This window comes from Massilia sp. YIM B02763, assembly GCF_030412015.1.
In the GTDB taxonomy this organism is placed as follows: Bacteria; Pseudomonadota; Gammaproteobacteria; order Burkholderiales; family Burkholderiaceae_D; genus Telluria.
The window spans coordinates 63,952-89,598 of the sequence record NZ_JASNRD010000020.1; the positions used below are offsets into that span (position 1 = coordinate 63,952).

Annotated in this window: 24 protein-coding genes; 12 read left to right on the top strand and 12 right to left on the bottom strand. The window is 68.4% G+C overall.

All coding sequences use genetic code 11. The annotated features are described in order from the left end of the window. Positions 1-142 precede the first annotated feature (142 nt). Positions 143-1,177: a sulfurtransferase gene (locus tag QPK32_RS21400; protein ID WP_290414826.1), complete on the top strand. Its 1,035-nt coding sequence runs from the start codon at positions 143-145 to the stop codon at positions 1,175-1,177. Here the strand turns inward: QPK32_RS21400 and QPK32_RS21405 are convergent. Further along, positions 1,077-2,066, bottom strand: coding sequence for an aldo/keto reductase (locus tag QPK32_RS21405; protein ID WP_290414827.1), 990 nt, complete (start codon positions 2,064-2,066; stop codon positions 1,077-1,079). The genes QPK32_RS21400 and QPK32_RS21405 overlap by 101 nt on opposite strands. A 114-nt stretch (positions 2,067-2,180) precedes the next feature. Here QPK32_RS21405 and QPK32_RS21410 point away from each other — a divergent pair, with 114 nt between their 5' ends. The 3 genes from QPK32_RS21410 to QPK32_RS21420 all read left to right on the top strand — a co-directional run bounded on the left by QPK32_RS21410 (position 2,181) and on the right by QPK32_RS21420 (position 4,779). Beyond that, entirely contained in the window at positions 2,181-3,077 is an 897-nt protein-coding gene (locus QPK32_RS21410) for a LysR family transcriptional regulator (RefSeq protein WP_290414828.1), read from the top strand. 502 nt (positions 3,078-3,579) lie between these two features. After that, the gene (locus QPK32_RS21415) at positions 3,580-3,894 is read left to right on the top strand and encodes a hypothetical protein (protein ID WP_290414829.1); all 315 of its coding nucleotides are present in this window, start codon (positions 3,580-3,582) and stop codon (positions 3,892-3,894) included. 27 nt (positions 3,895-3,921) lie between these two features. Then, positions 3,922-4,779 carry an ETX/MTX2 family pore-forming toxin gene (locus QPK32_RS21420; RefSeq protein WP_290414830.1) on the top strand — a complete coding sequence of 286 codons (858 nt, stop codon included), beginning with the start codon at positions 3,922-3,924 and terminating at the stop codon, positions 4,777-4,779. Here the strand turns inward: QPK32_RS21420 and QPK32_RS21425 are convergent. The 6 genes from QPK32_RS21425 to QPK32_RS21450 form a co-directional block, all read right to left on the bottom strand. Then, positions 4,776-5,333 carry a DNA-binding protein gene (locus QPK32_RS21425; RefSeq protein WP_290414831.1) on the bottom strand — a complete coding sequence of 186 codons (558 nt, stop codon included), beginning with the start codon at positions 5,331-5,333 and terminating at the stop codon, positions 4,776-4,778. The genes QPK32_RS21420 and QPK32_RS21425 overlap by 4 nt on opposite strands. Before the next feature lie 42 nt (positions 5,334-5,375). Continuing rightward, positions 5,376-6,584, bottom strand: a complete 1,209-nt coding sequence (locus QPK32_RS21430; RefSeq protein WP_290414832.1) for a cation:proton antiporter — start codon at positions 6,582-6,584, stop codon at positions 5,376-5,378. Between the two features lie 220 nt (positions 6,585-6,804). Continuing rightward, positions 6,805-8,577, bottom strand: coding sequence for an amidohydrolase (locus QPK32_RS21435; protein ID WP_290414833.1), 1,773 nt, complete (start codon positions 8,575-8,577; stop codon positions 6,805-6,807). Positions 8,578-8,737: 160 nt separating this feature from the next. Next, a complete protein-coding gene (locus QPK32_RS21440) occupies positions 8,738-9,679 on the bottom strand; it encodes a pirin family protein (RefSeq protein ID WP_290414834.1) in 942 nt (313 codons plus the stop codon). A 1-nt stretch (position 9,680) separates the two neighbouring features. Continuing rightward, on the bottom strand, positions 9,681-10,064 hold the full coding sequence (locus QPK32_RS21445; protein ID WP_290414835.1) for an OsmC family protein: 384 nt from the start codon (positions 10,062-10,064) through the stop codon (positions 9,681-9,683). Between the two features lie 105 nt (positions 10,065-10,169). Beyond that, on the bottom strand, positions 10,170-10,871 hold the full coding sequence (locus QPK32_RS21450; RefSeq protein ID WP_290414836.1) for a pirin family protein: 702 nt from the start codon (positions 10,869-10,871) through the stop codon (positions 10,170-10,172). 203 nt (positions 10,872-11,074) lie between these two features. Between QPK32_RS21450 and QPK32_RS21455 the strand changes: the two genes are divergently transcribed. Together QPK32_RS21455 and QPK32_RS21460 are read left to right on the top strand one after the other, a co-directional pair. Continuing rightward, entirely contained in the window at positions 11,075-12,019 is a 945-nt protein-coding gene (locus tag QPK32_RS21455; protein WP_290414837.1) for a LysR substrate-binding domain-containing protein, read from the top strand. A gap of 122 nt (positions 12,020-12,141) precedes the next feature. Beyond that, a complete protein-coding gene (locus QPK32_RS21460; protein WP_290414838.1) occupies positions 12,142-12,981 on the top strand; it encodes an alpha/beta fold hydrolase in 840 nt (279 codons plus the stop codon). Positions 12,982-13,036: 55 nt separating this feature from the next. On the opposite strand, the gene QPK32_RS21465 is transcribed toward QPK32_RS21460, so the two are convergent. From QPK32_RS21465 to QPK32_RS21475, 3 genes are all read right to left on the bottom strand, one after another. Continuing rightward, positions 13,037-13,864 (bottom strand): sterol desaturase family protein, encoded by an 828-nt coding sequence (locus tag QPK32_RS21465; RefSeq protein ID WP_290414839.1) that lies wholly within the window; start codon positions 13,862-13,864, stop codon positions 13,037-13,039. A gap of 42 nt (positions 13,865-13,906) precedes the next feature. Further along, positions 13,907-14,653, bottom strand: a complete 747-nt coding sequence (locus tag QPK32_RS21470; RefSeq protein ID WP_290414840.1) for a PEP-CTERM sorting domain-containing protein — start codon at positions 14,651-14,653, stop codon at positions 13,907-13,909. 242 nt (positions 14,654-14,895) lie between these two features. Further along, the gene (locus tag QPK32_RS21475; protein WP_290414841.1) at positions 14,896-17,940 is read right to left on the bottom strand and encodes a two-component regulator propeller domain-containing protein; all 3,045 of its coding nucleotides are present in this window, start codon (positions 17,938-17,940) and stop codon (positions 14,896-14,898) included. Positions 17,941-18,083: 143 nt separating this feature from the next. Here QPK32_RS21475 and QPK32_RS21480 point away from each other — a divergent pair, with 143 nt between their 5' ends. Next, complete coding sequence (locus QPK32_RS21480) at positions 18,084-18,425, top strand: hypothetical protein (protein ID WP_290414842.1); 342 nt, start codon at positions 18,084-18,086, stop codon at positions 18,423-18,425. 43 nt (positions 18,426-18,468) lie between these two features. On the opposite strand, the gene QPK32_RS21485 is transcribed toward QPK32_RS21480, so the two are convergent. Beyond that, positions 18,469-18,660, bottom strand: a complete 192-nt coding sequence (locus QPK32_RS21485; protein WP_290414843.1) for a hypothetical protein — start codon at positions 18,658-18,660, stop codon at positions 18,469-18,471. A 130-nt stretch (positions 18,661-18,790) separates the two neighbouring features. Beyond that, on the bottom strand, positions 18,791-19,804 hold the full coding sequence (locus QPK32_RS21490) for a TIGR03571 family LLM class oxidoreductase (protein ID WP_290414844.1): 1,014 nt from the start codon (positions 19,802-19,804) through the stop codon (positions 18,791-18,793). Positions 19,805-20,179: 375 nt separating this feature from the next. Between QPK32_RS21490 and QPK32_RS21495 the strand changes: the two genes are divergently transcribed. The 5 genes from QPK32_RS21495 to QPK32_RS21515 all read left to right on the top strand — a co-directional run bounded on the left by QPK32_RS21495 (position 20,180) and on the right by QPK32_RS21515 (position 25,586). Then, on the top strand, positions 20,180-22,207 hold the full coding sequence (locus QPK32_RS21495; RefSeq protein ID WP_290414845.1) for a sensor histidine kinase: 2,028 nt from the start codon (positions 20,180-20,182) through the stop codon (positions 22,205-22,207). After that, positions 22,204-22,533 carry a helix-turn-helix domain-containing protein gene (locus tag QPK32_RS21500; RefSeq protein ID WP_290414846.1) on the top strand — a complete coding sequence of 110 codons (330 nt, stop codon included), beginning with the start codon at positions 22,204-22,206 and terminating at the stop codon, positions 22,531-22,533. Before QPK32_RS21495 ends, QPK32_RS21500 begins: the two co-directional genes overlap by 4 nt. 61 nt (positions 22,534-22,594) lie before the next feature. After that, the gene (locus tag QPK32_RS21505) at positions 22,595-24,454 is read left to right on the top strand and encodes an amidohydrolase (RefSeq protein WP_290414847.1); all 1,860 of its coding nucleotides are present in this window, start codon (positions 22,595-22,597) and stop codon (positions 24,452-24,454) included. Between the two features lie 12 nt (positions 24,455-24,466). Then, on the top strand, positions 24,467-25,171 hold the full coding sequence (locus tag QPK32_RS21510; protein ID WP_290414848.1) for a YoaK family protein: 705 nt from the start codon (positions 24,467-24,469) through the stop codon (positions 25,169-25,171). A gap of 67 nt (positions 25,172-25,238) precedes the next feature. Beyond that, on the top strand, positions 25,239-25,586 hold the full coding sequence (locus tag QPK32_RS21515; protein ID WP_290414849.1) for a hypothetical protein: 348 nt from the start codon (positions 25,239-25,241) through the stop codon (positions 25,584-25,586). The last annotated feature ends 61 nt before the right edge of the window (positions 25,587-25,647 follow it).

Sequence of the window (25,647 nt, forward strand, 5' to 3'; positions counted from 1 at the left end):
ACACGGTGGCGGCGACATTGCCGCCCCGTCCATGACAAGACGGACGGCACTGCCGCGCTGTGACAGTCCGCGGCAAAGAAATGCGCCGGCCCGCATCGGGGAGCGCCGGCGCCACGCAGGCTATAATCCCCGTCCACCGACCATGCACCCCGACTCCACCCACGGCCCAGCGGCCGATTGCCCCTTTGGCCTGCGCCGCGACCTGCCGCGCTGGCGCCAGCTCGTCACGCCCGCGTGGATCGCCGGCCTGGTCGCCGGCACGCCCGTCGCGGCGGCGCCGTCGGGCCCGTGGCGGCTGTTCGAGGTGGGATTCGGCGACGCCGATGCCTTCGCGGCGGGCCACGTCCCCGGCGCGGGCTATATCGATACGGCGCAGCTGGAGCACGGTCCGCTGTGGAACAAGGTGCCCGACGCGATGCTGGAGCGGCTGCTGCTGGCCCACGGCATCGGCCACGACGTCACCGTGGTGCTGTACGGCCGCAATCCGCTGGCGGCGGTGCGCGTCGCCCACCTGCTCTTGTACGCGGGCGTCGCCGACGTGCGCCTGCTCGACGGCGGCTTCGCGGCCTGGACCCGCGCCGGACGGCCACTGGAACAGGGGGCGCCGCGGCGCTGGCCGGCAGCGGGCGCGTTCGGCGCGGCGTTCCCCGCCCGCCCCGGCTACCTGTTCGACATGGAGGACACGCGCGCGCTGCTGGCGCGGGCGGACGGCACGCTCGTCAGTACCCGCACATGGAACGAATTCATCGGCAAGACCTCGGGCTACAGCTATATCGCCGCGAAGGGAGACATCCCCGGCGCATTGTGGGGTCGCGCGGGCGGCGACGACGACGTGCACAGCATGACGGAATTCCACGACGCGTCCGGCCGCATGAAGCCGGCCGCCGACATCGCGGCGCTGTGGCGCGTGGCCGGCATCGATGCCGGCGGCCTGAACGTGTTCTACTGCGGCACCGGATGGCGCGCGTCGCTGGCGTTCTTCTACGCTTGGCTGATGGGCTGGGAGCGCATCGCCGTCTACGATGGCGGCTGGTGCGAATGGAGCCGCGACGCTGCCAATCCGGTGCTGCGCCGGATCAGCGATCCACCATCGCCATCGCACGCTCCCCGTAACGCGGTCCCGCCACGCCGATCGTCTGCAGCGCCTCGTCCAGGCGCCGCATGTCGTCTCCCGTGAGCACGACGTCGGCCGCGCCCAGGTTCTGCTCCAGGTAGGCGCGGCGCTTGGTGCCCGGAATCGGCACGATGTCGTCGCCCTTGCCCAGCAGCCAGGCCAGCGCCACCTGTCCCGGCGCCGCGCCGTGCGCCTGCGCGATGTCCTTGACCAGGGCAGCGATCTGCATGTTCTGGTCGAAGTTCTCGCCCTGCAGGCGCGGGTCGCCCTTCGAGCGGTAGTCGTCGGCGGCGTATTCCTCGGCGCGCTTGCCGGTACCCGTCAGGAAGCCGCGGCCCAGGGGGCTGAACGGCACCAGGCCGATGCCCAGTTCGCGCAGCGCGGGAATCACGTCCGCTTCCAGGTTGCGCTCCCAGATCGAGTATTCGCTCTGCAGCGCCGATACGGGCTGCACGGCGTGGGCGCGGCGGATCGTGTCGACGCCCGCTTCCGAGAGGCCGAAGTGCAGCACCTTGCCTTCGCGGATCAAGTCCTTCACGGTGCCGGCCACGTCCTCGATGGGCACGTTCGGGTCGACGCGGTGCTGGTACAGCAGGTCGATGCGGTCCGTGCGCAGGCGCCTGAGCGAAGCCTCGACGACCTCGCGGATGTGCTCGGGCCGGCTGTCGGCGCCCTGGAACAGGCCCTGGCCGATGACGAAGCCGAACTTGGTCGCCAGCTGCACCTGGTCGCGGCGGCCTTCGAGCGCGCGGCCAAGCAATTCCTCGTTGGTGAAGGGGCCGTAGACCTCGGCCGTGTCGAGGAAGGTGCAGCCCAGGTCGATGGCGCGGTGGATCGTGGCGATCGATTCGGCATCGTCCGGCGTGCCGTAGGCGTGGCTCATGCCCATGCAGCCCAGGCCGATGGCCGATACCTCGAGTCCCTGGGTGCCGAGTGTGCGTTTTGCTAGCATGTGTTCTCCTTCGATGGATGCGCCGGGACGGCGCCGTTGACGACAATATATTCCTTGATCGATGCAAAGAGAACGCCAATAATCGCCGCATCATTTTCCAAAAATGGAAAACCCATGGATTGGAACGACCTGAAGTATTTCCTCGAGGTGGCGCGCGGCGGCAGCCTCACGGCGGCATCGAACGCGCTGCGCGTGAGCCAGTCGACGGTCGGGCGCCGCATCGCCGAGCTGGAAGCGCGCCTCGACACGCGCCTGTTCGCGCGCCACCAGACCGGCTACTTCCTCACCGACGAGGGCCGTGCGATCCTGGCGCGAGCGGAAACGGTGGAGGAAAACATGCTGGCGTTCGAACGGGGCGCCTCGGGCCGCAACCCCGGCGTGTCCGGCACCGTGCGCCTGGCCACGTCGGACAATATGGCATCCGACCTCCTGGTTCCCGCCCTGCCCGAGTTCATCCGCCGCCATCCGCAGCTGCGCCTGGAAATCCTCACGACGACGGCGACGGTGGAACTGGGACGGCGCGAGGCCGACCTGGCGCTGCGCATGGTCAGGCCCAGCCACGGCAACCTGAAGGTGCGCCGGCTCGGCGAGATGACCTATGGCGTGTACGGACGGCGCGACTACCTGGACCGCCATCCGGCGCGGGACGGCGATCCGCTGGCGGGACGCGGGTGGATCGTGTGGGACGAAGCGCATGCGCACCTGCCGGCGGCGCAATGGCTGGCGCAGCGCGCGCCCAGTGCGCCGGTGGCGCTGGCCACGTCCAGCCTGCGCACGCAGATCGCGGCCGTGCAGGCCGGCATCGGCCTGGCCGTGCTGCCCGACTTCCTGGCCGTCGGAGACGGCCTGGTCCGCGTGCTGCCGTCGGAACACGTGTTCAGCAACGGCGTGTGGCTGGTGATGCATGCCGACCTGGGGGCGTCGGCACGGATACGCGCGGTGGCGGACTTCCTCGCGGAAGTGGTCATCCGCGCCAATCCGGAACTGTCGGGGCGCTGGATGGGCGCCTGAACGTCAGTGCGCGTTCGCGCCCTTGCGGACAACCACGTTTTCGCGCATGACCTGGAGCAGCACACGCAGCCAGACGATCTCTTGTTCGACACTCATTGTTGCACCATTCAAAAAAGAAAGATTTAATGCATTCTAGCAATTTTCAAGATCATTTGATAGATTTATCGATAAGTGTGTCGTAGTTGTGTCTTTCCGGCGTCAGAATCAGGGTTGCGAGGCATGGAATTGACGATCGCGACGACAACTCAGCATTGGAGGGCGTTACCGGCGCCGATGGCCCGTATTCCTCGCTTCATTGCGGCGGCGTCGAAGAGGCTCCTTTGGGCGATCCGCCTGGACAGCACGCGCCGATGCCGCGCGCCACCGACCAAGTCGTGACGAGCGTTGATATTTCCTGCGAAACATTGATTCTCATCAAGCGATCGAGGGTTACCAGAGGCGGGCATCCATTCCCACACTATGATCCCAGGGCCGATCAACCTCATCGACGTCTGGAGACCCCATGAAGCTACGTTACAGTCTGGCATTAATCCTCGGTATTTCCCTGTTCAACAGCGGGCACGCACGCGTCGCCCAGGAGGGCACGCCATCCTCGACAGCCAAGACAGTGCAGCTGGCCGACAAGCAGGAAAAAGAGAAAGCTCCCCTCGTCGCCTGCGACGTCAATGCCGATGTCCAGCAGTGCTGCTCTGCCGCAAAGTGCGGTGGTAATGTGCTGAGCAACCGCGACCGCCACAACTGCAAGGTCAAGAGCGGCGGCAAGAGCTGGCATCCGGCGGCCCGCGGCGGTGAACCGGCAGTCTGCGTTCGGCCCTGACCCAGTCACCAGCGAGGAAAGACGAACATGACGCAAATCAGCGATCTGCGCAAGATCATCCAGGACTGGGGAACGTGGTTCGCAGCGCAATACGACACGCGCTGCAAATGGGTCGACCTGTACGCCGAAAATCCGGACATGAAGGGCTATCCGACGCGGCGCCTGACGGTGAAGGTCGGCCCGGCCGTGCTGAACATGGTGCCGACCCAGGCGCTGCCCAGCATCGCGTTCGAAGACGAACGCCACAACAATACCGACATCGAGACGCTGTCGACGTTCTCGTTCAACGAGGAAACCACATCGACATTTTCATGGTCGCTCACGGAAAGCATCGACGTCGGCACCCGCGCCTCCGTGTCGGCGCCGCTGCCGGCCGGCTTCAAGGCCGACCTGGAAACCTCGGTGAACATCGGTCTGTCTTCCACCCAGCAGCAGGAAGACAGCACGACACGGTACTGGGCCAGGGAAGAACAGGTCAGCGTCCCGCCACGTACGCTGATCAAGGCCAAGATGGTGATCATGCAGGAAAAGTACGACATGGACTTCGTCGCCGATGTCACCCTCAGCGGCTACGTCGCGATCTGGCTGCAGGACAAGCGTGACGTCAACAACAAGAACGGTTCGGACCTGCACTGGCTCTGGTTCATTCCTGTCTCCAGCGTCTTCCGGGACCGCCCCGTCGACGGCTACCACGTGATCTCGGGAGGCACGGTGCAATTCCAATCCCGCGGGCGCTTCGTCGGGGTCCAGGGATTCAAGTGCATTATCCAGTACGAGCAATTCTCGCTCGCTCCGTCCGCCGACGGCGCGCCGCCGCAGGCGCCGACGAAGACCTGGGAAGAGCTGGTCGAAGGCTACGGCATCGTCCCTGCGGACGCGTTCTAGCGCCCATTGCGCGGCCACGTCCTCGGCAGCGTGGGGTGCCAGGAACGGGCCGCGCTGCGCGCCGTCTCGAACGGCGAGCGCTGCCGTCCCGACGAGCGGGAGCTGAGCAGCATACTGTCGAAACTGCCGAACCCGGTATCGTAGGGCACATGCTGTGAACGCGGCGGCGACCATTCCGCTTCCGCGGCCGCAAACGGCGGCTGCGACTGCAGCAGTTCCACCTGCTCGGCCAGCGACCGCACCTTCTCGCGCAGCGCCGCCAGCTCCCGGTCCTTGTCGGCCAGCGCCTGCGCTTGTTCCTGACGCAAGGCCTGCATGCGCCCTTCCGCATCCGCATGCAGCCGGTCGGCCAGTTGCTCCACGAGCGCCGCCAGCGCACCCGCCGTATCCTCGCGCCGCATGCCCGGCGCGTCGCCGCCCTCTTCCTCCTCGCGCAACTCCCTCAGCAGGCGGTGGATCGTCGACTTGGAGCCGACGTCGCCCAGGCCGTGGCGCACGGCGTCGACGGAGGGATGCAGGCCCTGCGCCAGCAAGCCGTCGCGGATGGCCCGCACCTGGGACTTGGTGATGCCGCTGCGCGCCATGGCGAAACCTCCTCAGGAACTGGCCTGCTCCACCAGGGCGCGATGCTCCTGGCGGTTCAGCTTCGGATGGACGAAGGGGACCGTCAGCATCGTGCTGCCGACGGCCATCAGGAGCAGCGCCGTGAAGGTTTCGCTGGTGATGATGCCCTTGTCCAGCAGGATGTTGGCGAAGATGATCTCGATGAGGCCCTTGGTCTGCAGCAGCCAGCCGATGATCGTCGCTTCCCCGCTCTTCCAGCCCAGCAGCCGGCCGGCGATGTGGGCGCCCGCGAGCTTGCCGGCGACGGACGCGAGCAACAGCAGTCCGCCGGCGAAGAACACGGCGTAGCCCCCCATGTCCCACTTGGTGCGCAGGCCCGTGCTGAGGAAGAACACGGGCATCAGCACCAGCAGCACGTTCTTGAAAAGCGCATCCAGCTTCTCGCGGCCGAACCAGTCGGCGTCCATCACGACGCCGGCCAGGAAGGCGCCCACCATGAAGTGCAGGCCGGCCCAGTCGGCGCCGAAGCCGCAGGCGATCAGCCAGATCAGCGCCACGTACCAGCGGTCGGACTCCTCCGCGCGCGCCATCAGGCGGCGGAACACGAAGGTCAGCAAGGTGAACGCGGCCAGGAAGCCGAACTGGCGGCCCATGCGCTCCCAGTCGAGCATGATCAGCGCCAGCACGCCCCAGATGGCGACGTCGTCCAGGCTGGCGTAGCGCAGGATGCGCTGGCCCATGGGCTGGCGCAGGATGTCGAGCTTTTCCATCAGCAGCACCAGCACCGGCAGCGCCGTCACGGCGCAGGCCATGCCGGTGCCGAGCAGGAATTGCCAGGTCGCGGCCTTGGGGCCGATCCAGCCCTGGTAGCCGAGCAGCAGGAAGGCGGCGGCGCAGCCGAACAGCAGGGGCATGCCGAGCGACAGCCCGGCCGTGGTGGCGCTCTCGCCGCGGAACTGCCATACCTTCTTGAGATCGAGCTCGATCCCGGCCAGCATCACGAACAGCATCACCCCCCATTGGGCGATGCCGTTCAGGGTTTTCACCACGTCCGGGTTGAAGACGAACTTGTGATATTCGGGGAACACGGCCCCCATGACGCCGGGGCCGAGCACGATGCCCATGATGATCTGGACGATCGCGAGCGGGGCGACATAATCGGTCCGGCCGAGGCGCCAGACCAGGAAAGGTACGACGAAAATCAACAGCATCGCGAGCAGGAAAATCTCGGTGGTGCTCATTGGGTCTCCTTCAACGTTACGTAATTATGTAATGGTGTAACGACGGAGATGGTACCCAACAATTGATTAACTGCAAAGCAATTTTGTACTGGCAGAAATGCTAGTATCCATGCCGTGGTCCCCGCGCAGGCGGGGACCCCAGCTCTCGACGAAACCGGTGAGCGCGCAACAATTGGGCCCCTGCCTTCGCAGGGGCGACGGGCGTGCGCCGGAGACTGGCTTAGCGGTTCTGGTACCCGCCATACGCCGCCACTGGGCTCCACGCCGGCGACACCGCCGGCAGCTTCGGTGCCAGTTGCTCGTACGGGCCGGCGCCATGCACGACCTTCCCGTTAACCACCGTCAGCACGCTTTCCAGGCGCTTGACGCCCTCGACGTCCATCGTGAACACGTCCTTCGGCAGCACCACCAGGTCCGCGTACTGACCGCGGGCGATGGTACCTTTCAGCTTCTCTTCGCCGCTCATCCACGCAGAGCCCGTCGTCATCAGCTTCAGCGCCTGGTAGCGCGACGGCACGTCCTTGTCCTGCCAGATCTTCATGCCGCCGGCCGTCTTGCCCGTCATGGCCCAGTACACCGACGGCCACGGGTTGTAGCTGGAGACGCGGGTGCCGTCCGTGCCCAGGCCGACGGGCACGCCCGCGGCGAGCAGCTTGCGGATCGGCGGCATCTGGCGCGTCTGGGCGCCGTAGCGCTTCCAGTAGGCCTCGCCCTGGAAGTGCATGCGGTCCTGCACGGCGACGCCGCCGCCCAGCTTCTTGATCCTTGCGATGTCGGCGTCCGTGATCGTCTCCGCGTGGTCGATGATGAAGCGCAGGCCGTTCAAGGGCGTGCGCGCATTCACCTTCTCGATCACGTCCAGGTCGCGCGCGATGCTCTCGCCGTAGGTCGCGTGCAGGCGGAACGGCCAACGGTTCTTGACGAGCAGTTCGACCACGCGTTCCAGCTCGCTCTCCATTGAGGCCGGCAGCTCGGGGCGCGGCTCCAGGAAGTTCTCGAAGTCGGCCGCGCTGGCGACGAGGTTCTCGCCGCCGCCTTCGGCCGAGAAGCCGTTCGGGTAGAACATGTGGTCGTTCTGCTTCGGGTGGGTGAGCGTCAGCCAGCGCTGGAAGTCTTCCAGCTCCTTGCCGGCGCGCTGGGCGAACAGGTAGTAGGACGTACGCACCGTCAGCTTGCCGTCCTTGGCCAGCTGCAGCGAGACGCCGTAGTCGTCCGGGTAGTTCTGGAAGCCGCCGCCGGCGTCGATGGCGCTCGTCACGCCCAGGCGGTTCAGCTCGCGGTAGAAGTGCAGCGTCGAATTGACCTGGTCGGCCGGCGACAGTTTATTGGTCTTGGCCAGCGTCGAATACAGGATCAGGGCGTTCGGCTTGGCGATCAGCTTGCCGGTCGGCTTGCCGTCCGCGCCGATCTCCACTTCGCCATCCTTGTACTGCGTATCCTTGCTGTAGCCCAGGGTCTCGATGCCTTTCTTGTTGAGGAAGCCCAGGCCGTACAGGTAGAGGATGAACACGGGCTTGTCCGGCACCGCGGCATTGATTTCCTCCAGCGTCGGCAGGCGTTTTTCCGCGAACTGGTATTCGTTCCAGCCGCCCACGACCTTCACCCATTCGCCGTCCGGCGTGCGCACGGCCTGCTCCTTGAGCATCTCCAGCGCGCGCTTCAGGGTCGTGACGCCGTCCCAGCGCAGCTCCATATTGTAGTTCAGGCCTTCGCGGATCACGTGCAGGTGCGAGTCGTTCAGGCCCGGGATCACGGTGCGTCCGCCGGCGTCGATCACCTGCGTGTCCGCCTGCTTCAGTTTCAGGACCTGGGCGTTCGTGCCGGTAGCGAGCACCTTGCCGTCCTTGACGGCGACGGCCTGCACGAACTCGCCTTCCTTGACCATGGTGGCGACCTTGCCGTTGGTGAGGATCAGGTCGGCTTGGGCGTGGACGGCGCCGGCAACGAGCAGGCTGGCGAGCGTGGCGGCAATGGTGGTCTGGACGGGTTTCATAGTGTTCTCCCTCTGTTTTGGATGGACGTAGGCAGCCGCACCGCATGCGGCGTGAATGGATTTTTATTTGGTTTGGACGCGTGGACGGGAAACCCGTCCACCCTACCCGGACGCTGGCGTTACGCAGGGTGGACGGGTTTCCCGTCCACGCGCTCGACGATCAGGGATAACGGACGGGCCGCCCCGGCAGATCGGGCAGCGGAATGAATTCCGTCTCGCCCGGCACGCGCGCGAAGCGCTGCGCGCGCCAGTCTTCCTTGGCCTGCTCGATGCGGTCGGCCGAGCTGGAGACGAAGTTCCAGGTCAGGAAGCGCGGGCCGTCCATCGGCTCGCCGCCGAGCAGCATCAGGCGTACGCCCGCTTCCCCCGTCGCGCCCAGCGTGACGACGGCGCCGGGCTTCAGCACCACCAGCTGGTTCGGGCCGAAGCGGCCGTCGCGGCCCAGGTCCAGCGTGCCTTCGACGATGTACACGGCCTGCTCCGGATACTCGGCCGGCAGCGTCAGGCGCGCGCCGGGCGCCAGCGCCAGGTCGACGTAGAACATCGGGGACTCCACCGGCACCGGCGAGCGCTTGCCGAAGTACTCCCCGGCGATGAGGCGGGCCGAGGCGCCCTCGCCCTCGATCACCGGCAGCTCGGACGCCGCCGTATGGGAAAAGCTCGGGTCTTTTTCTTCCTTCGCCTTGGGCAGCGCCACCCAGCACTGCAGGCCGGACAGCGTCGAGCCGGCGGCGCGCACCTGCGGGCCCGTGCGCTCGGAATGGACGATGCCGCTACCGGCCGTCATCCAGTTCACTTCGCCCGGCTTGATGTCCTGGAAGGTGCCAAGGCTGTCGCGGTGCGAGATCTCGCCGGACAGCAGGTAGGACACGGTCGACAGGCCGATGTGCGGGTGCGGGCGCACGTCGATGCCCTGGCCGGGCTGGAACACGTGCGGCCCCATCTGGTCGAGGAAGACGAAGGGACCGACCATGCGGCGCTCCTTGTGCGGCAGCGCGCGGCGCACTTCGAAGCCGTCGCCCAGGTCATGGGTGCGCGGCACGACGATGGTCTGCACCATTTCCAGTTCGTCGTGCGGATCGCGGGGATCAATGATGCTCATGTCAGCGTGCCTCCGTGGTGATGGCGATCGTGCCGCTCAGGGTTTTATGGACCGGGCACTTGTTGGCGATGTCGGTCAGGCGCGCCTTTTCTTCCTCGCTCAGCTGGCCGACGTATTCGATCTCGCGGTGCAGCGCATAGGCCGAGCCTTCCTGGCCGTGCTTGATCGCGACCTTGATTTCTTCCAGCGGCCAGCCCTTGCGCCTGGCGTACAGCGTGACGGTCAGCGTGGTGCAGGCGGCCAGCGCCGCGGCCAGGATGTCGTGCGGTTCCGGGCCGCTGTCCTCGCCGCCCAGCTCGCGGCTCACGTCCGTCAGGATGCGGTGCGCGCCGATCTCGATCACCTGCTGCAGCGGCCCCGTGCCGCGATGGGTCTTCACTTCCATGGTCTTCCCCTCGTCCTGTCTCTTCGGTTTCGTTCGGTGGATTGTACGCCGGAGGCATACCGGTCCACCTTGAATGCTAGTGCCTTCGCCAGTGCGGCGCTACCCTCACAGGGGCAGGTCGAACAGCAGCACTTCCGCGTCCTTCGCGGCGGACAGGCCGACCACGGCTTCGTCCGTCACCTGCACGGCGTCGCCGGCCTGCAGCGCGCAGCCGTTCACCGTGACGCTGCCGCGCGCCACCTGGACATAGGCCTGGCGGCCCGGCGGCAGCGGATGGCTGACGGCATCGGCGCCGTCCAGGATGGTCGCGTAGATCGCGGCATCCTGGCGCAGCGACACCGAGCCCTCGCGGCCGTCGCGGGAAGCGATCAGGCGCAGCTTGCCCCGCTTGTCGGCCGCATCGAAATGCTTTTCCTCGTAGCCCGGCGCCCCGCCCGCCTCGGACGGGATGACCCAGATCTGCAGGAAGTGCACGGGTTCCGTCTTGGAGCCGTTGTACTCGCTGTGGGTGACGCCGGTACCCGCGCTCATGCGCTGCACGTCGCCGTAGCGGAGCACGGAACCGTTGCCCATGCTGTCCTTGTGTTCCAGCGCCCCGTCCAGCACGTAGGAAATGATCTCCATGTTCTGGTGGCTGTGCGGGTCGAAGCCGCGGCCCGGGGCCACGCGGTCTTCGTTGATGACGCGCAGCGGGCCGACGCCCATGTGGGCCGGGTCGAAGTAGTGACCGAACGAGAAGGTGTGCTGCGAGCGCAGCCAGCCGAAACTGGCGACGCCGCGATCCTGGCTTTTACGTACGTTCAGCATGGTGTTTCTCCTGTTGAGCGCGTTCGAACTGTTCGAATGCGTTGCGCCTTGCGGGTCGGGCGATCTGCCTACGGCGTCCGCTGGAGCGCGTTTCGATGGAGGCATTATGGGCGCCGCCGGGGCAGAAGGAAAACGAGTTATTTTTTGTTCTATGATCGAAAAATTCGATTATCATTCGCGTCCCGTCCACCTATTCTTCGACCATGCTCAAGATCAGCCTCGATGCCCTCCTCACCGTCGACACCATCGCCCGCCGCGGCAGCTTCTCCGGCGCCGCCAAGGAGTTGTACCGGGTGCCGTCGACCATTTCGTACACGGTCGCCAAGCTCGAGGAAGACCTGAGCGTGCAATTGTTCGAGCGCTTCGGCCCGCGTGTCGTACTGACAGCCGCCGGCGAGGAATTGCTGAAGGAAGGCCGCTACCTGCTCAAGGCGGCGAGCGACCTGGAGAGCCGCGTGCGCCGCGTGGCGTCGGGCTGGGAGACGGAGTTCGCGCTGGGCATGGACTCGGCCCTGGCCCCGCTGGGCCTGCAGGACGATATCCGTGCCTTCTACGAGGTCGCGGACCAGACCCGTCTGCGCATCGTGCGCGAGGCGCTGTCCGGCACCTGGGAAAGCCTGCTCGACCGCCGCGTCGACCTGCTGGTGGGCGCGGCCGGCGAAGGCCCGTCCGGCGGCGGCTACACGGCCGAGCCGCTCGGCACGATGTCGTTCGTGTTCGTCGTCGCGCCGGGCCACCCGCTGGCGGCGGTGCGTCACCGCCTGAACAAGGCGGACCTGGCCGTGCACCGCGCCGTGTCGGTGGCCGATTCCGTGCGCGTGCTGCAGGCCCGCACGGTGGGCCTGCTGTTCGGCCAGGACACGCTGACCGTGCCGGACATGCAGACCAAGTACGAATTCCAGCTGGCCGGCCTCGGCTTCGGCTTCCTGCCCGAGGCCTGGGCCCGCGCCGACATCGACGCCGGACGCCTCGTCGTGAAGGAAGTCGAGGAACCGAAGCCGGACGAGACGCTGTACATGGCCTGGCGCACAGGCGAGGACGGGGCCGCCATGCAGTGGTGGCGCGAGCGCCTGCGCGCGCAGCCGCCGCTGGCGCGCATGCTGTCACAGAACTGCAATGTGGAAAGGGCAACGGGTATTGCCCCGTAAAACCTATACCTTCGGATGACTAGACCCGGGCGGACGGCATGTCCAGAATGTCGGGGTCCGGATGCGGCGGCAGCGAGCGGTCCATTCGGTTCCGAGAATTTCTCACCTGAAAGGACTTCGCCATGACCATCACCCGCACCAGCAACACCATCACGACCCGCGACGGCACCACGATCTACTTCACCGACTGGGGCCATGGCCCGGTCGTCACGTTCAGCCACGGCTGGCCACTGAATGGCGATGCCTGGGAAGACCAGATGATGTTCCTGGCCGAGAAAGGCTACCGCGTCATCGCCCACGACCGCCGCGGCCACGGCCGTTCGAGCAAGACCTGGCACGGCAATCACATGGACAACTACGCCGACGACCTGGCTCAGCTGATCGAGGCGCTCGACCTGCACAACATCACCATGGTCGGCCACTCGACCGGCGGCGGCGAAGTCGCCCGCTACATCGGCCGCCACGGCAGCGACCGCGTCAAGAAAGCCGTGCTGGTCGGCGCCGTGCCGCCGCAGATGGTCAAGTCGCCGACCAATCCGGGCGGCCTGCCGATGGACGTGTTCGACGGCATCCGCAACGGCGTGCAGTCGGACCGCTCGCAGTTCTTCAAGGACCTGAGCGCCCCGTTCTACGGCTTCAACCGCGACGGCGCCAAGACCTCGCAAGGCCTGCGCGACAACTTCTGGCTGCAGGGCATGCAGTGCAGCATCCGCGCCGCCTACGAGTGCATCAAGCAGTTCTCGGAAACCGACTTCACGGAAGACCTCAAGAAGATGGACATCCCGACCCTGCTCGTGCACGGCAGCGACGACCAGATCGTCCCGATCGACGCCGCGGCCCGCCGCGCCGTCGAGTTCCTGCCGCAAGGCCGCCTGGTCGTGTACGAAGGCGCCCCGCACGGCCTGCCGTCGACCCACAAGGACCGCCTGAACGCTGACCTGCTGGAATTCCTGCGCAGCTGATTGCCTGCGTCGGGATGAAAAAACCGCCCTTCCCTGCCGGGAACGGGCGGTTTTTTTATTGGCTGCGCCCGGAGGCTGGATTGGGCGCCGGCGCCAGCGGATCGAGCAGCTGGCCCGCCAGCGTCGCCGGCTGCGGCGTGTCGGTGCCGTATTCCGCCGGCCAGTGGCCCGGCAGGTAATGGCTGCCGAACAGGCGGTCCAGGATGGGCAGCGTGGACGCGTAGTTGCGGTTGATGTGGTCGTGGCGGCTGTGGTGCCAGTGGTGGAAGGCCGGGGTCGTCACCAGCCATTCCAGCGGGCCCAGGCGCCAGCGCACGTTGGCATGGATGAAGTAGCCCCATGCCAGGCCGACGAGCGTGAGGGCGACGGGCAGGCCGCTGCCGGCGACGCTCGGGCCCGCGAGGCCCAGCAAATTCAGCGGGACCAGGCCGAACAGGCGCGTGACGACCATGTCGACGGGATGCGTGCGGGTATTCGCGAGAAAATGCATGTGCTCGGTGCTGTGGTGCAGCGCGTGGAAGCGCCACAGCCACGGCAGCTCGTGGCTGAGCCGGTGGCCCCAGTAGACGCCGATCTCGCCGACCACGAAGGCCAGCGCGACGCGCGCGGCGGCCGGCAGTTCCTGCACCGCCGCGACCAGCGCGCCCGGTACCACGTGGCGGGCCGCGGCGGCGAGCAGCGCGACGGGCACGCTCAGCACGAGGATCGGCACCAGGCTGCTGATCACGTAGTAGGCGACGTTGTGCAGCAGCTCGCGCCGCGACACCTGCGTGCGGTGGGCGCCGCACCAGCGCTCGAGCGGCACGAAGACGGCCGTCAGCAGCACCAGCCAGGCGGAGAGGCGAAGCACGGTCAGCACGAATTCGTGCAGGGAAGCGCTCATGGACAGACGATGCGGACGACGCGCGAGGAACGCAGGCCGCGCTCAGGCGCGCTTGCCGCGGCGGCGGCGCGCCGCGAAGCCCACCAGGCCGACGCCGCCGAGCAGCAGGCTCAGGGTCGACGGTTCCGGCACCTTGGACTCCAGCTTGACGTCGTCCAGCAGCAGGAATGGCGGCGCGCCGGACGAGCTGCTCTTGGCCAGGAAGGACAGGATCTCGCTGGTGCTGGTGGCCGTGAAGGTCATGCTGGCACCCTGCCAGCCGCTGAAGCCGCCGTTCGCGATGCTCAGCATGCCGGTGTTCTGGAACGTGCTGCCCAGGCCCACCTGCCAGTAATTGTTCGGGTTGTCGCCGTTGAAGCCCGCCTGCTGCGCCAGCGCGTAGTCGAACGTCAGCGTGTAGTCCTGGCCGACCGTCAGGCCGCTGATCGTCTGGAACAGGTAGCCCGGGTAGTACAGGGGATCGGAAGCGAAGAAGTTGCCGCCGCCCGGCGAAGCGCTGAAGCCGTTGTTGCCGCCCTTGAGCTGCAGGGCCGATGCGCCGGTCGTCGCGGTCGACGCGTTCAGCAGGAAGTTGTAGCCACCGTCGTTGCCGTTGTAGCTGGTCCAGCCGGCCAGCGTGGTCTGGCTCTTGTACCAGGCCGTCGTGGCGTTCGACGCGAGCTGCTTGTTGCCGCCGAAGGTGGTCAGCTCGAAGTTCCCGTTGGTGACGAGGAGCGGGGCGGCATCGGCCACGCTTGCGCTCAGCGCGGCGACGGCGGACAGGGACAGCAGGATCGATTTCAGGTGCATGGTGCGTTCTCCAATCAATGTCGGACAGTAGAGGGGGACTGCCGGCAGTGTTTGGGCCGACGATGGCGCGACGGCAGCAATTCCATCGAGCCCTTGAGGCGCACTTAGCTGAAATTTGACAAAACTAATTGCACTGATGAGATTCTACCCAACATGTGCTCGAAAAATCAATACCCCCAGACAATTTTAGTTGTATTTTAGAAATTAATCGTCGTGACAGGTAGAAGGTGCCGGGCGCGCGCTCATTCCCATGCCGTCGCCGCCTCCTCGGCGTAGGCGACCCGCGCGGCGACCTGCAGCTCCACCCGCGTGCCCCCGCCCTCCGTCCACGCGATGTCCAGGCGCCCCTTGATGCGCACGGCCCGCTCGCGCATGCCGACCAGGCCCCAGTGCCGCCCCTTGACGCGCTTGCGCACCTTGCTTTCGTCGAAGCCGACGCCGTCGTCCACCACCCGCAGCGCCAGCACGTCGCGCCCGTAGTCGAGGATCAGGTCGACCTGCGTCGCGCGCGCATGGAAGAAGGCGTTGCGCAAGGCTTCGGCGCCGATCTCGGCGATCTCGTCCTGCACCTGCGCCCGCACGGCGGCGCGCTCGCCCGTCACCGTCATCCGGAAGGCGGTATCGGAAAAGGTCGCGGCCAGCGTCTTGCCCGTTTCCTCGAGCACGCGCTCGGCGTTGCGGCCGGAGCGCAGCTCGTGCACCTGGTTGCGGCCTTCGGCCAGCGTGTCGTCGGCCTGGTCCAGCACCGCCTCGAGCTGCTTGCGCACCGCGTCTCCGGGCGGCAGCTTCCTGGCCGCCGCATGCACGCGCAGCACCAGGCCCTGCACGCTCTGCAGGAAGGTATCGTGCAGCGTGCGCGCGATGCGCTCGCGCTCGGCCAGGCGCGCGTCGTGGCGGTCTGCGATGCGGCGGGTCGCCACGCGCAGGCGGTAGTGGTACAGGCCATACAGGGCCATCGCCGCGCACACGACCAGGGCGGCGCGGAAGGCGAAGCTTTGCGTGACCGTCGGCTCGATGACGATGACGGTCGTGGCATCGGCGGCGCTGGCCGCGCCTTCCTCGCTGACGGCGCGCACGCGGAAGGTGTAGCGTCCCGGCGCGATATTCGTGTACCACGCCATGCGCCGCAGCCCGCCGTCCTGCCAGCCGGGGTCGCGCCCTTCCAGCATGTACTGGAAGCGCACGCCGTCGGCGCGCGACAGGCTCGGCGCGCCGTAGGCGATCGAGAAATCCTGGGTCCCCATCGGCAGGCGCACCCTGGCGCCCTCGTAGGTCCTGTCCGCCCCGTGCACGCCGGCGATGGACACGACCGGCCGCAGGGTATCGCGCTTCATGTGGCGGGGGTCGAGCTGCACGACGCCGCTCGAGGTCATGAACCACATCCGTCCGTCCGGGTGCGTGAACACGCTGTGCAAGCGGCTCTCCAACATCGCCTCGCCCGGGTAACCCTCGTGGGCGTCGATCAGCGTGTAGCGCAGCAGCACGCCCGGGTCGGCTAGCGCGGCGCGCCAGTCCGCCGCCGCGACATGGACGATGCCGCGCGCGCCGTTCAGCCAGCGGTCGCCATCCGGCGTGATGCCGATTCCCGACACGTTGCGCAGCACATCCGGGGAGGTCGCCTTCAGCATGCGGAAGCGTCCCCGCTGCAGGACGGCGATCCCCTCGTCGCCGGTCGCCAGCACGTCCGGACCGTCGATGACGGTGACCGGCCGGCCGATCAGTCGCGCCCCATACGTCGTCGTGCGGTTGCGCTCCCACAGCACGACAGTCCCATCCAGCGTGGCCAACCATATCCGGCCCTTGCCGCGGCCCGGCGCGGATGTATAAAGGTGAGGAGGAAAGTGCCAGTGGTCCCGATAGTACCAGTTGCCGTTCTCGAGGCCGGCAACGCCGAACTCGGATGCGCCGATGAACAAGGCCTTGCCATCATCGAGCATGCCGAAGATCGTCAGCGGGATATGCCTGCCGTCCGGCGTGGGGGGCAGCGGGATGGACGTCTCCACGCCACGGCTACGCCGGAAGATGGCATGCTTGCCCGCCATCAGGAGCGCGCCGTCGCGGTCGTTCGCGACGACGGTCACGGGACGCGTACGGTCTTCCTGCACGCTGCCGTCCGCGCGGATCTTCCAGAGCCGCCGCGACACGAGTTCGGCCACCCACACGTTGCCCTCGGTATCGCTCGCCATCGTGTAACTGTTCTTGCCGGCGTCGATAGGGACGCGCAGTACCTTGTTCGCGTTCAGGCGCTCGAGTCCTTCCTGGGTGCCGAACCAGATGTTTCCCGAGCGGTCTTCGAGCAGGCAGTTCGCGGTCGTGGCCAGCGCGAACGGCGCGATGCCCGACGGCAGCCCACGGCCCCTCGGCTGTTCCACGATACCCTCGAGCGCACCTGCTGCCGCGACCAGGCATATCCGGTCCGGACAGTCGATGAGCCACAGGTTGCCGTCCCGGTCGAATTGGCCGCGAACACGCGATTGGGCATCGTTGGCATCGCGCGCGCGCGGCAACGGCGTCGGCGGTACGGATTCCGGCACGGGGCTTGCTACCACTTCGCCGGCACCCGCGCGCTCGTGCAGCGCCCACAGGCGGCCGTCGGGGGACTGGGCCAGCCGCGCCATGGCGGGCGAACGTGCCACGCGGCGCAGGCGTTGCGCTGCGCGGTCCAGCAGGTAGATCCCGCCCCTGCCGGTTGTCCAGATGCGGCCATACTGATCGGCCATTACCGTCAACATGCCTTCGTCGGGCAGGTCCGTGTCGTCGACATGGCGCGCTGTGCCCACGCCGTCCGGCGCCGGCTCGGTCTCGAAGCGGTGCCAACGCCCTTGCGCGAAGCGCCACAGGCCGGTCGTGGAGGCGGCCCACGCGCTGCCGTCGCCGTCGAAGGCGAACGCAAGCACGAATCCGACGCCTTCGCCCGGCAGGTCCGGCGTCATGTACCTGATCGCGCGATCACGCAGCACGAAGATACCGCGCGTATCGTCGGCCATCCACAGTTCGCCGCCGGGGCTCGCTGCCAGCACGTCGATACGGGTTGGCACGCGCCGCATGGGCGGCATCGCGAACCGCTTGAACTGGATGCCGTCGAACTCGTACAGCCCAGTGGGAGCGCCGAGCCAGAGGGCGCCGTCGGATGTCTGCGCCATGCTGCGGATGTCGAGCGGCGCCCCGTCGGCCGCGCGCCAGCTCGTATGGGTGTAACCCGGCACGGGCGGCGCGGCGCGCGCAGGCAGGAACAGCAGCAAGGCGCATACGAGGAACACGCTACTGCGCAGCAAGGAGTGAAGCATGAACGGGACGTCGATCAGATTAAGCGGTCAAGGGAGTATTGTGCACCGATGGCTGGCCATTGCCTACCATTAATTGCTCTCGCAATAGCTCTGGCAGAGCCTGCGGTGCGGCCGGGCGCGCCCAGGCGCGCTATAGTCGCGTCATGGCCGACCAGCATCGCTACCCCACCACGCCCGACGGCCGCTACTTCGTCGTCGCGGGCCGCCTCTGGCGCACCAGCAACCCGGCGCTGCCCCCGGACGAGCGCCAGCGCCTCGTCGATGCGCTGATGCTGGCCCGGCGCCAGGTCGGCGCCGCCAGGAAGGCGGGCGACGCGCAGGCCGAGCGCAGCGCCCGCGCCGACGTCGATGCGGCCAAGCGCGCGCTGGGCGAACGCGGACCCGTATGGTGGACCGACGGCGCGCCGGACTTCAATCGCCGCATGGTCGCCAATACCCCGTATGCCTCCTGGCACGCGGGCCTGGTCGACGCGGGCGCGCGCTGAAGCGCGGGTTCGAACACGGGCTCGAACACCGACAAGCGCGCGCTCAAGCGGGCAGCTCGGCGACGTGGCGCATGCCGTCGAGCGGATGCGGCTGGCCCGCCGGCACCGGCTCGTCGTGAGCGCTGAACAGGCTGAACATGGCGATGCCCGGGGACGACGTCGGATGCACCTGCAGGATCACGCACAAGCCGCCCATCAGCAGGCCGAACAGGACGAACGTCAGGTAGTATTTCATGTTCCGCTCCTTGGACCGGCTTCGCTGTCGATAAACCGGGTTAACGCGCCTGCAGGATCTTCCGCTGACACGCTGACAGCGGCCTGCCATGGAATCCATCTTAGGCCGGCGCGCGCCCCTGCGCCATCATCTATTCGTATGAGTCGGCCCTACCAGAGGTTGGGGAGGGAAGCCGCAACGCGGCCAGCCGCGGCACGATCTCCCGGCCCAGTTCCTCGACCTGTTCGGCGATCGCCCGCGGTCCCTGCAGGTTGAGCAGCATGTGCGCCACGCCCAGGCCCGCCATGCGCTCCAGGTAGGCGAGCAAGGCATGGCGGCCGGCGCGCAGCCCCAGTTCCAGGGGCTGGGCCGGAGCGGCCGGGTCGGCCAGCAGTTCGAGCTGCAGCGACTGCACGAACGGCTTGGGCTCGCCGCCCGCCCGTTCCTGCAGGGCGCGCCGCCACAGTTCGATACGGCCCTGCTGGCGCGCCTCCTCGCGGTGGTAAGTGGCCCAGCCGTCGGCGTGCGCCGCGATCCACTGCAGCGACTGGCGCGCGCTGCCCACCGCCAGCATCGGGATGCGCGTGGCGGGCGGCGGCGTGGGCGAAAAGCCGGCCGTCGCCTCCAGCAGCGGCGCCCTGTCGCCGGCATCGGGCGCGAGCGCGGCGCGCAGCAGCGCCCAGCGTTCGCGGAACAGCGCATCGCGCTCGGGACCCACGCCGAAGGCGCCGAATTCCTCCGGGCGGTCGCCCGATCCGAGGCCCAGGATCATGCGCCCGCCGCTCAGGCGGTCGAGCGACCAGGCCGCCTTGGCGAGGTGCAGCGGCTCACGCAGCGGCAGCACGGCGGCCGCCGTGCCGATCGCGGCGCCGGGCGCCGCCAGCGCCAGCGCGGCCAGCCACACGAACGGGTCGTCCAGCACCGCCGCCTCGCGCAGGCTTCCCTGCGGGATGATCAGGGGCACGTCGCGCGTCCACAGCGCGGCGATGCCCAGCGCACCGGCGCGGGCGGCGAGCGCCGTCTCGCCCGCGAGGTCGGCCGGCCTGTCGGGCGCGCGCAGCAGCGGCGTCATGAGGCCCAGCGTCAGGTGGCCGGCGCCGAGCACCTGCGTGTAAGCACGGTTGAAGCGGGCGCGGTCGACTCCGGGTTGGCGTTCGTCTTGCATCGATCCTCCTTGCGTGGTCTGCTCCCAGTATTGCGCGAAACGCGCCGGCGTGCAGGTGCCTGTCCGATCGCGCCGATCCGATCGCTCGCATCCGATCGCGTGTATCCGATCGTATAGCTGGCGCCGATGGCCGTCCGTACCCACAATCCACCCATCCGACCCGAGGACGACCCAATGAACGTGCGCAGCCATTGCCGGCATGGCGAACCAAAACTGCCCGCCCCCGCCTACCCGGCACGCCTACCCGCGCTGCATGGATGCGGTGCGAAGCGGCCTGCGCTCCTTCTTTCGTATGAGGGCATATTCCTACATCGACGCGATACTGGCGCTACCCTGGCCCAACACCTGCCGGAGGCCTGTGCCCCCTACGCGCCGATGAATTCACCGATCTTCCCGACCCGCACCCGGTCCACGCCGCGCCTTCCCGGCGCGCCCACGGACCTGCAGGAGCAAGCCTGCCACCGTGCCTGGCTGCTGCTGCGCAGCGCCGGCGGCCGCCTGCCGTCCGCGCCGCGCAGCAGCGATCCGGAACTCGCCCGTGAACTGCAGGACGCCTTCAATGCCGGCCGCCTGCCGGGCGCGCTGATCGAGGCCGAACTGCGGCGCGCGCTGGAGGACGGCTCGAGCGACGCCACGCTGCTGGCCCTGACGCTGCTGGCCGCGGTCGCGCTGGAACGCTGGCATGGCGCACGTCGCGCCCTGGCGTTGGCCCATGCCTGTGCCGAACTGGCGCGCCTGCCGGAAGCGCGCGACGTCGCCGGCGCCGTGCTGCGCGCCCATGCCGCGCTGGTGCTGGCGCGCGTGGCTCCATTGCGCGAAGCGGCCTTGCTGCAGGCCGAAGCCTGCCGTTTCGCGCCGGTGCGGCCCAGCGTCATGGCGCGCAACGCGTCCTTGTGGACCAGCCTGCGCCTGCTGGGTGGCGCCCCGCTGCCGGAGCTGCTGCACTACGCCGAGGCCGTGCACCAGGCCGCCCCGCGCTACCAGGAAGCGGACGACATCCCCGTCGCCGTGAGCCAGCTGGCCGGCCGCATCTCGCTGTACCATTACCTGGCCGGCAGCGCCATCGACGCGCCCGTGGCCCGCTCCGCGCTGGCGCCCATCGACGCCCCCCATTTCGGTTGCTGGCTGACGCGCCTGCAGGTGGCCTATTTGCGCGGCAACACTGCCGTCGCGCGCAGCGCCCTGGAGGCTTCCGCCGGACTGCTCACGCCCCTGACGCCGCCGTGCGAGCTGCTGCCCTACCACCTGTTCGCGGTATTGACACTGGCCCAGCCGGACGGCACGACGCCGGCGCTGCGCAGCCGTCTGCGCGGGCACCGCCGCGTCCTGCAGGAATGGGCCGAGCGCAGTCCCGGCCACGCCGGGGCGCTGGCCGAGCTGGCCCGCGCCGCCGAGCAGGATGCCGCCGGCGGCGCGCGCGCGCTGGCCACCTACGAGCAGGCGGCCAGCCGCGCGCGTGGCGCCCAGCTGACCTGGGTCGCCGCGCTGGCGTGGGAACGCGCTGCCGCCCTGTGCAGCCGGCTGGAGCTGCAGGCGGCGCTGCCGGCCTACCGGCGCCTGGCGCTGGACGCCTGGCGCGACTGGGGCGCGCACGGCCGTGTGCGCGAGCTGATGCAGGCCTGGGACGCGCAGCCGCCGGCGCACCGGGGAGCGCAGGACGAGCCGGCCGAGGAGCGCCGCGCCGCCCGCGCCGATACGGTGGGCGAACTCGGCGTCGCCATCGCGCACGAGGTCAACCAGCCGCTCGCCGCCATCCTGCTGCATGCGGCGGCCGCGCGGCGCTGGCTGCGCCGCGCCCAGCCCGACGCCGGGCGCGCGCTCGAGGCGCTGGAACAGATCACCGCCTGCGGACGCCAGGCCGGCGACATCGTGCGCAGCGTGCGCGGCCTGGCGCGGCGCCAGACCGAGGACGTCAGCACCTTCCCGATCGACGCGGCGCTGCTCGAAGTCGTGCAGCTGCTGCGCGCGCTGATGCAGCGCCAGGGCGTGCAGTTCGAAAGCCGCCTGCAATTGCCGGGCGTGCGGCTGCACGCAAACCGCGCCCAGGTCCAGCAGATCGCGATGAACCTGCTGCTCAATGCGGTGGAAGCCTTGGGCGACGTACGGGGCCGCGCGCGCCGCATCGTGCTTGCCTCGGAGCCGGTCGGCGCCGCGCAGGTGGAACTGCGCGTGACCGACAACGGCCCGGGCGTGCCGGCCGCCGAGCAGGCGCGCATCTTCGACGCGCTGTATTCGACCAAGCCGCACGGTACCGGCGTCGGCCTGTCGATCAGCCGCGCCATCGCCGAGGCGCACGGCGGGCGCATCGAGCTGGTGCCGGCCGCGCCGTGCGGCGCCACGTTCCGGGTCGTGCTGCCGCTGCGCTGCGCGCCCGCCCTTCCAACGGACACGAACGCATCATGACCGACCTCTTCTTCGCGCCCGTGGAGCGGGTGCGCCGCTACATCGACGCCAACCTGACCGAACCCCTCACGCTGGCCGACCTGGCCGGCCACGCGGGCCTGTCGCGCCATTATTTCTCGCGCCTGTTCCGCGCCGCCACCGGCGACCCGCCCATGCGCTACCTGATGCGCCGGCGCATCGAGCACGCCCAGGGCATGCTCGCCGACCGCCGCCACAGCGTGTGCGAGATCGCCATGCTGCTGCATTTCGCCGACCAGAGCCATTTCTGCCGCAGTTTCCGCCGCCGTACCGGCCAATCGCCGCTGCAATACAGCCGCGCCCATTGAACCGGAACGGTGCGACCATTGTCCAACCGGACGCAAGCATCAACCGTCACAGGAGTCTTACATGACCACACCCGCCATTGCCGACCTGATCCTCACCAACGGACGCTTCCACACACTGGACCGCAGCCGTCCCGAAGCCGACACGGTCGCCATTGCCGACGGCAGGTTCGTGGCGGTCGGCGACGCCCGGGAGGTGATGCGCCACCGCGGCAACGCCACCCGGGTGATCGACCTGGCCGGACACACTGTCATTCCCGGCCTGAACGACTCGCACCTGCACCTGATCCGCGGGGGCCTGAACTACAACCTCGAACTGCGCTGGGAAGGCGTGCCGTCCCTCGCCGACGCGCTGCGCATGCTGCGCGAGCAGGCCGAGCGCACCCCGCATCCGCAATGGGTGCGCGTGGTCGGCGGCTGGAACGAATTCCAGTTCGCCGAAAAACGCATGCCGACCATCGAGGAACTGAACGCCGCCGCCCCGGATACCCCCGTGTTCGTGCTGCACCTGTACGACCGCGCCCTGCTCAACCGCGCCGCGCTGCGCGCCGTCGGCTACGACAAGGACACGCCGAACCCGCCCGGCGGCGAGATCGTGCGCGATGGCGCCGGCAACCCGACCGGCATGCTGATCGCGCGCCCCAACGCCATGATCCTGTACGCGACGCTGGCCAAGGGCCCGACGCTGCCGCTGGAGCAGCAGATCAACTCGACGCGCCACTTCATGCGCGAACTGAACCGCCTGGGCCTGACCAGCGCCATCGACGCCGGCGGCGGCTTCCAGAACTATCCGCAGGACTACCAGGTCGTCGAGCAGCTCGCCGCCGAGGACCAGCTCACCGTGCGCATCGCCTACAACCTGTTCACCCAGAACAAGGGCAAGGAGCTGCAGGACTTCCAGAAGTGGACGGACATGGTCGTGCCGGGCCAGGGCACGGATTACTACCGCCACAACGGCGCCGGCGAGATGCTGGTGTTCTCGGCCGCCGACTTCGAGGACTTCCTGGAGCCGCGCCCCGATCTGCCGCAAGGCATGGAAGACGAGCTGGAACAGGTCGTGCGCCACCTGGTGAGCCAGCGCTGGCCGTTCCGCCTGCACGCCACCTACGACGAATCGATCTCGCGCATGCTGGACGTGTTCGAGAAGGTCGACCGCGAGATCCCGTTCGCCGGCCTGCGCTGGATGTTCGACCATGCCGAGACCATCAGCGAGCGCAATATCGACCGCGTAAAAGCACTGGGCGGCGGCATCGCGATCCAGCACCGCATGGCCTTCCAGGGCGAATACTTCGTCGAGCGCTACGGCGCCGAGGCGGCGAAAGCCACGCCGCCGATCAAGCGCATGCTCGACACCGGCATCCCCGTCGGCGCCGGCACCGACGCCACCCGCGTGGCCAGCTACAACCCGTGGACGGCGCTGTACTGGCTCGTCTCCGGCCGCACGGTCGGCGGCCTGAAGCTGTACGACGCCGGAGCGCGCCTGGACCGCCACACGGCGCTCGAGCTGTGGACCTCGGGCAGCGCCTGGTTCTCCAGCGAGCAGAACAAGAAAGGCCGCATCCAGGAAGGCATGCTGGCCGACCTGGCGGTGCTGTCGGCCGACTTCTTCCGCGTGGACGAGGAAGCGATCAAGGCCATCGAATCCGTGCTGACGGTCGTCGGCGGCAAGGTCGTGTTCGGCCAGGGTCCGTTCGGCGACTACGCGCCGCCGGCGATTCCCGTGCTGCCCGAATGGTCGCCGGTCGCCAGGGTGCCCGGCCACTACCGCCCCGTGGCGCAAAAGGCGGCGGCGCTGCCGCACCAGTGCCGCGGCGCCTGCTCGGTACACGCCCACGCGCACGACAAGGCGCGCCGTTCGAACGTGCCGGTCTCCGACTTCTCGTCCTTCTGGGGCGCGTTCGGCTGCTCCTGCTTCGCATTCTGAGGAGGGACGACGATGATGAAACCCAGCGACCTGCTGCTCGGCGTCAGTCTCGGACTGATCGCCGGCTACGTCGACACGGCCGGCTTCGTCGCGCTGTTCGGCCTGTTCACCGCCCACGTCACGGGCAACTTCGTGCTGATCGGGACGGAGCTCGCCAGGCCGTCCGCCGGACACGTACTGCTGCTCAAGCTGCTGGCGATCCCGGCGTTCGCCACCGGCGTCATCGTCGCGCGCCTGCTCGACTTCCGCTGCGCGCGCCTGCAGCACAATCCGGCCCGCCCGCTGCTGCTCATGCAGTTCGTGCTGCTGGCCGGCTTCATGGTGGCCGGCCTCGCCGCCGCCCCCGACCTGGACGCCCAGGCGCCGCTGGTGCTGGTCGCCGGGATGCTGGGGGCGGCCGGCATGGGCGTGCAGAACGCGGCCGGCAAGCTGGAGTTCGCGCGGCTGGCCCCGACCACCGTCATGACGGGCAACGTGACGGGCATCCTGATCGACGCCACCGACATGGCCACGGGCCGCGCGACCCCGGCCGTGCGCGAGCGCTTCGCCAAGTTCTTCTGGCCCGTGCTGGCCTTCGCCATCGGCTGCATCGCGGGCGGCTCGGCTTATATGTGGTTCGGCTTCTGGTGCCTGGTGCCCGCGCTGGCGCTGCTGGCCTGGCTGGCGGTGCTGGACTGGCCCGTGCCCGTGCCGGCAGCGGCGGCCAAGGCGGCCTGAGCGTCTTTTCCCCGACCGCCGCGCCGTGCATGCGGCGCGGCGGCTCCGGCGGTGCTATGCTAGGGCCATGACTACCGATTCCGATATCGAACTGTCCGGCCCCTTCCAGGCCAAGGACGGACAAGGCCGTACCCTCGACGTCAAGGCGATCCGCATCTTCGACGAGGGCTACGGGATCATCGACGTGTACGTGGACTTCAAGGCGAGGCTCGAACCGGGCGCGCACAAGGATCCCGTGCTGCTGCGCCAGATCGTCGACCGCCTGCGCGCGGTCGGCTACAAGGGGCCGGACTTCGGCCTGGGCGACCCGGGCCTGCAGGAAAGCAGCTTGATCGTCCTCGAGGCGCCCGAGGAGTTCGCGCCGTTCGCCAAGAGCCGCGGCTGGAAGAACCTGGCCGAGGATTTCGACGAGTAAGGCCACCCACGTAAAGACACCGTCGCCCCTGCGCAGGTGAACTGACCCAGGTTTGTTAGAC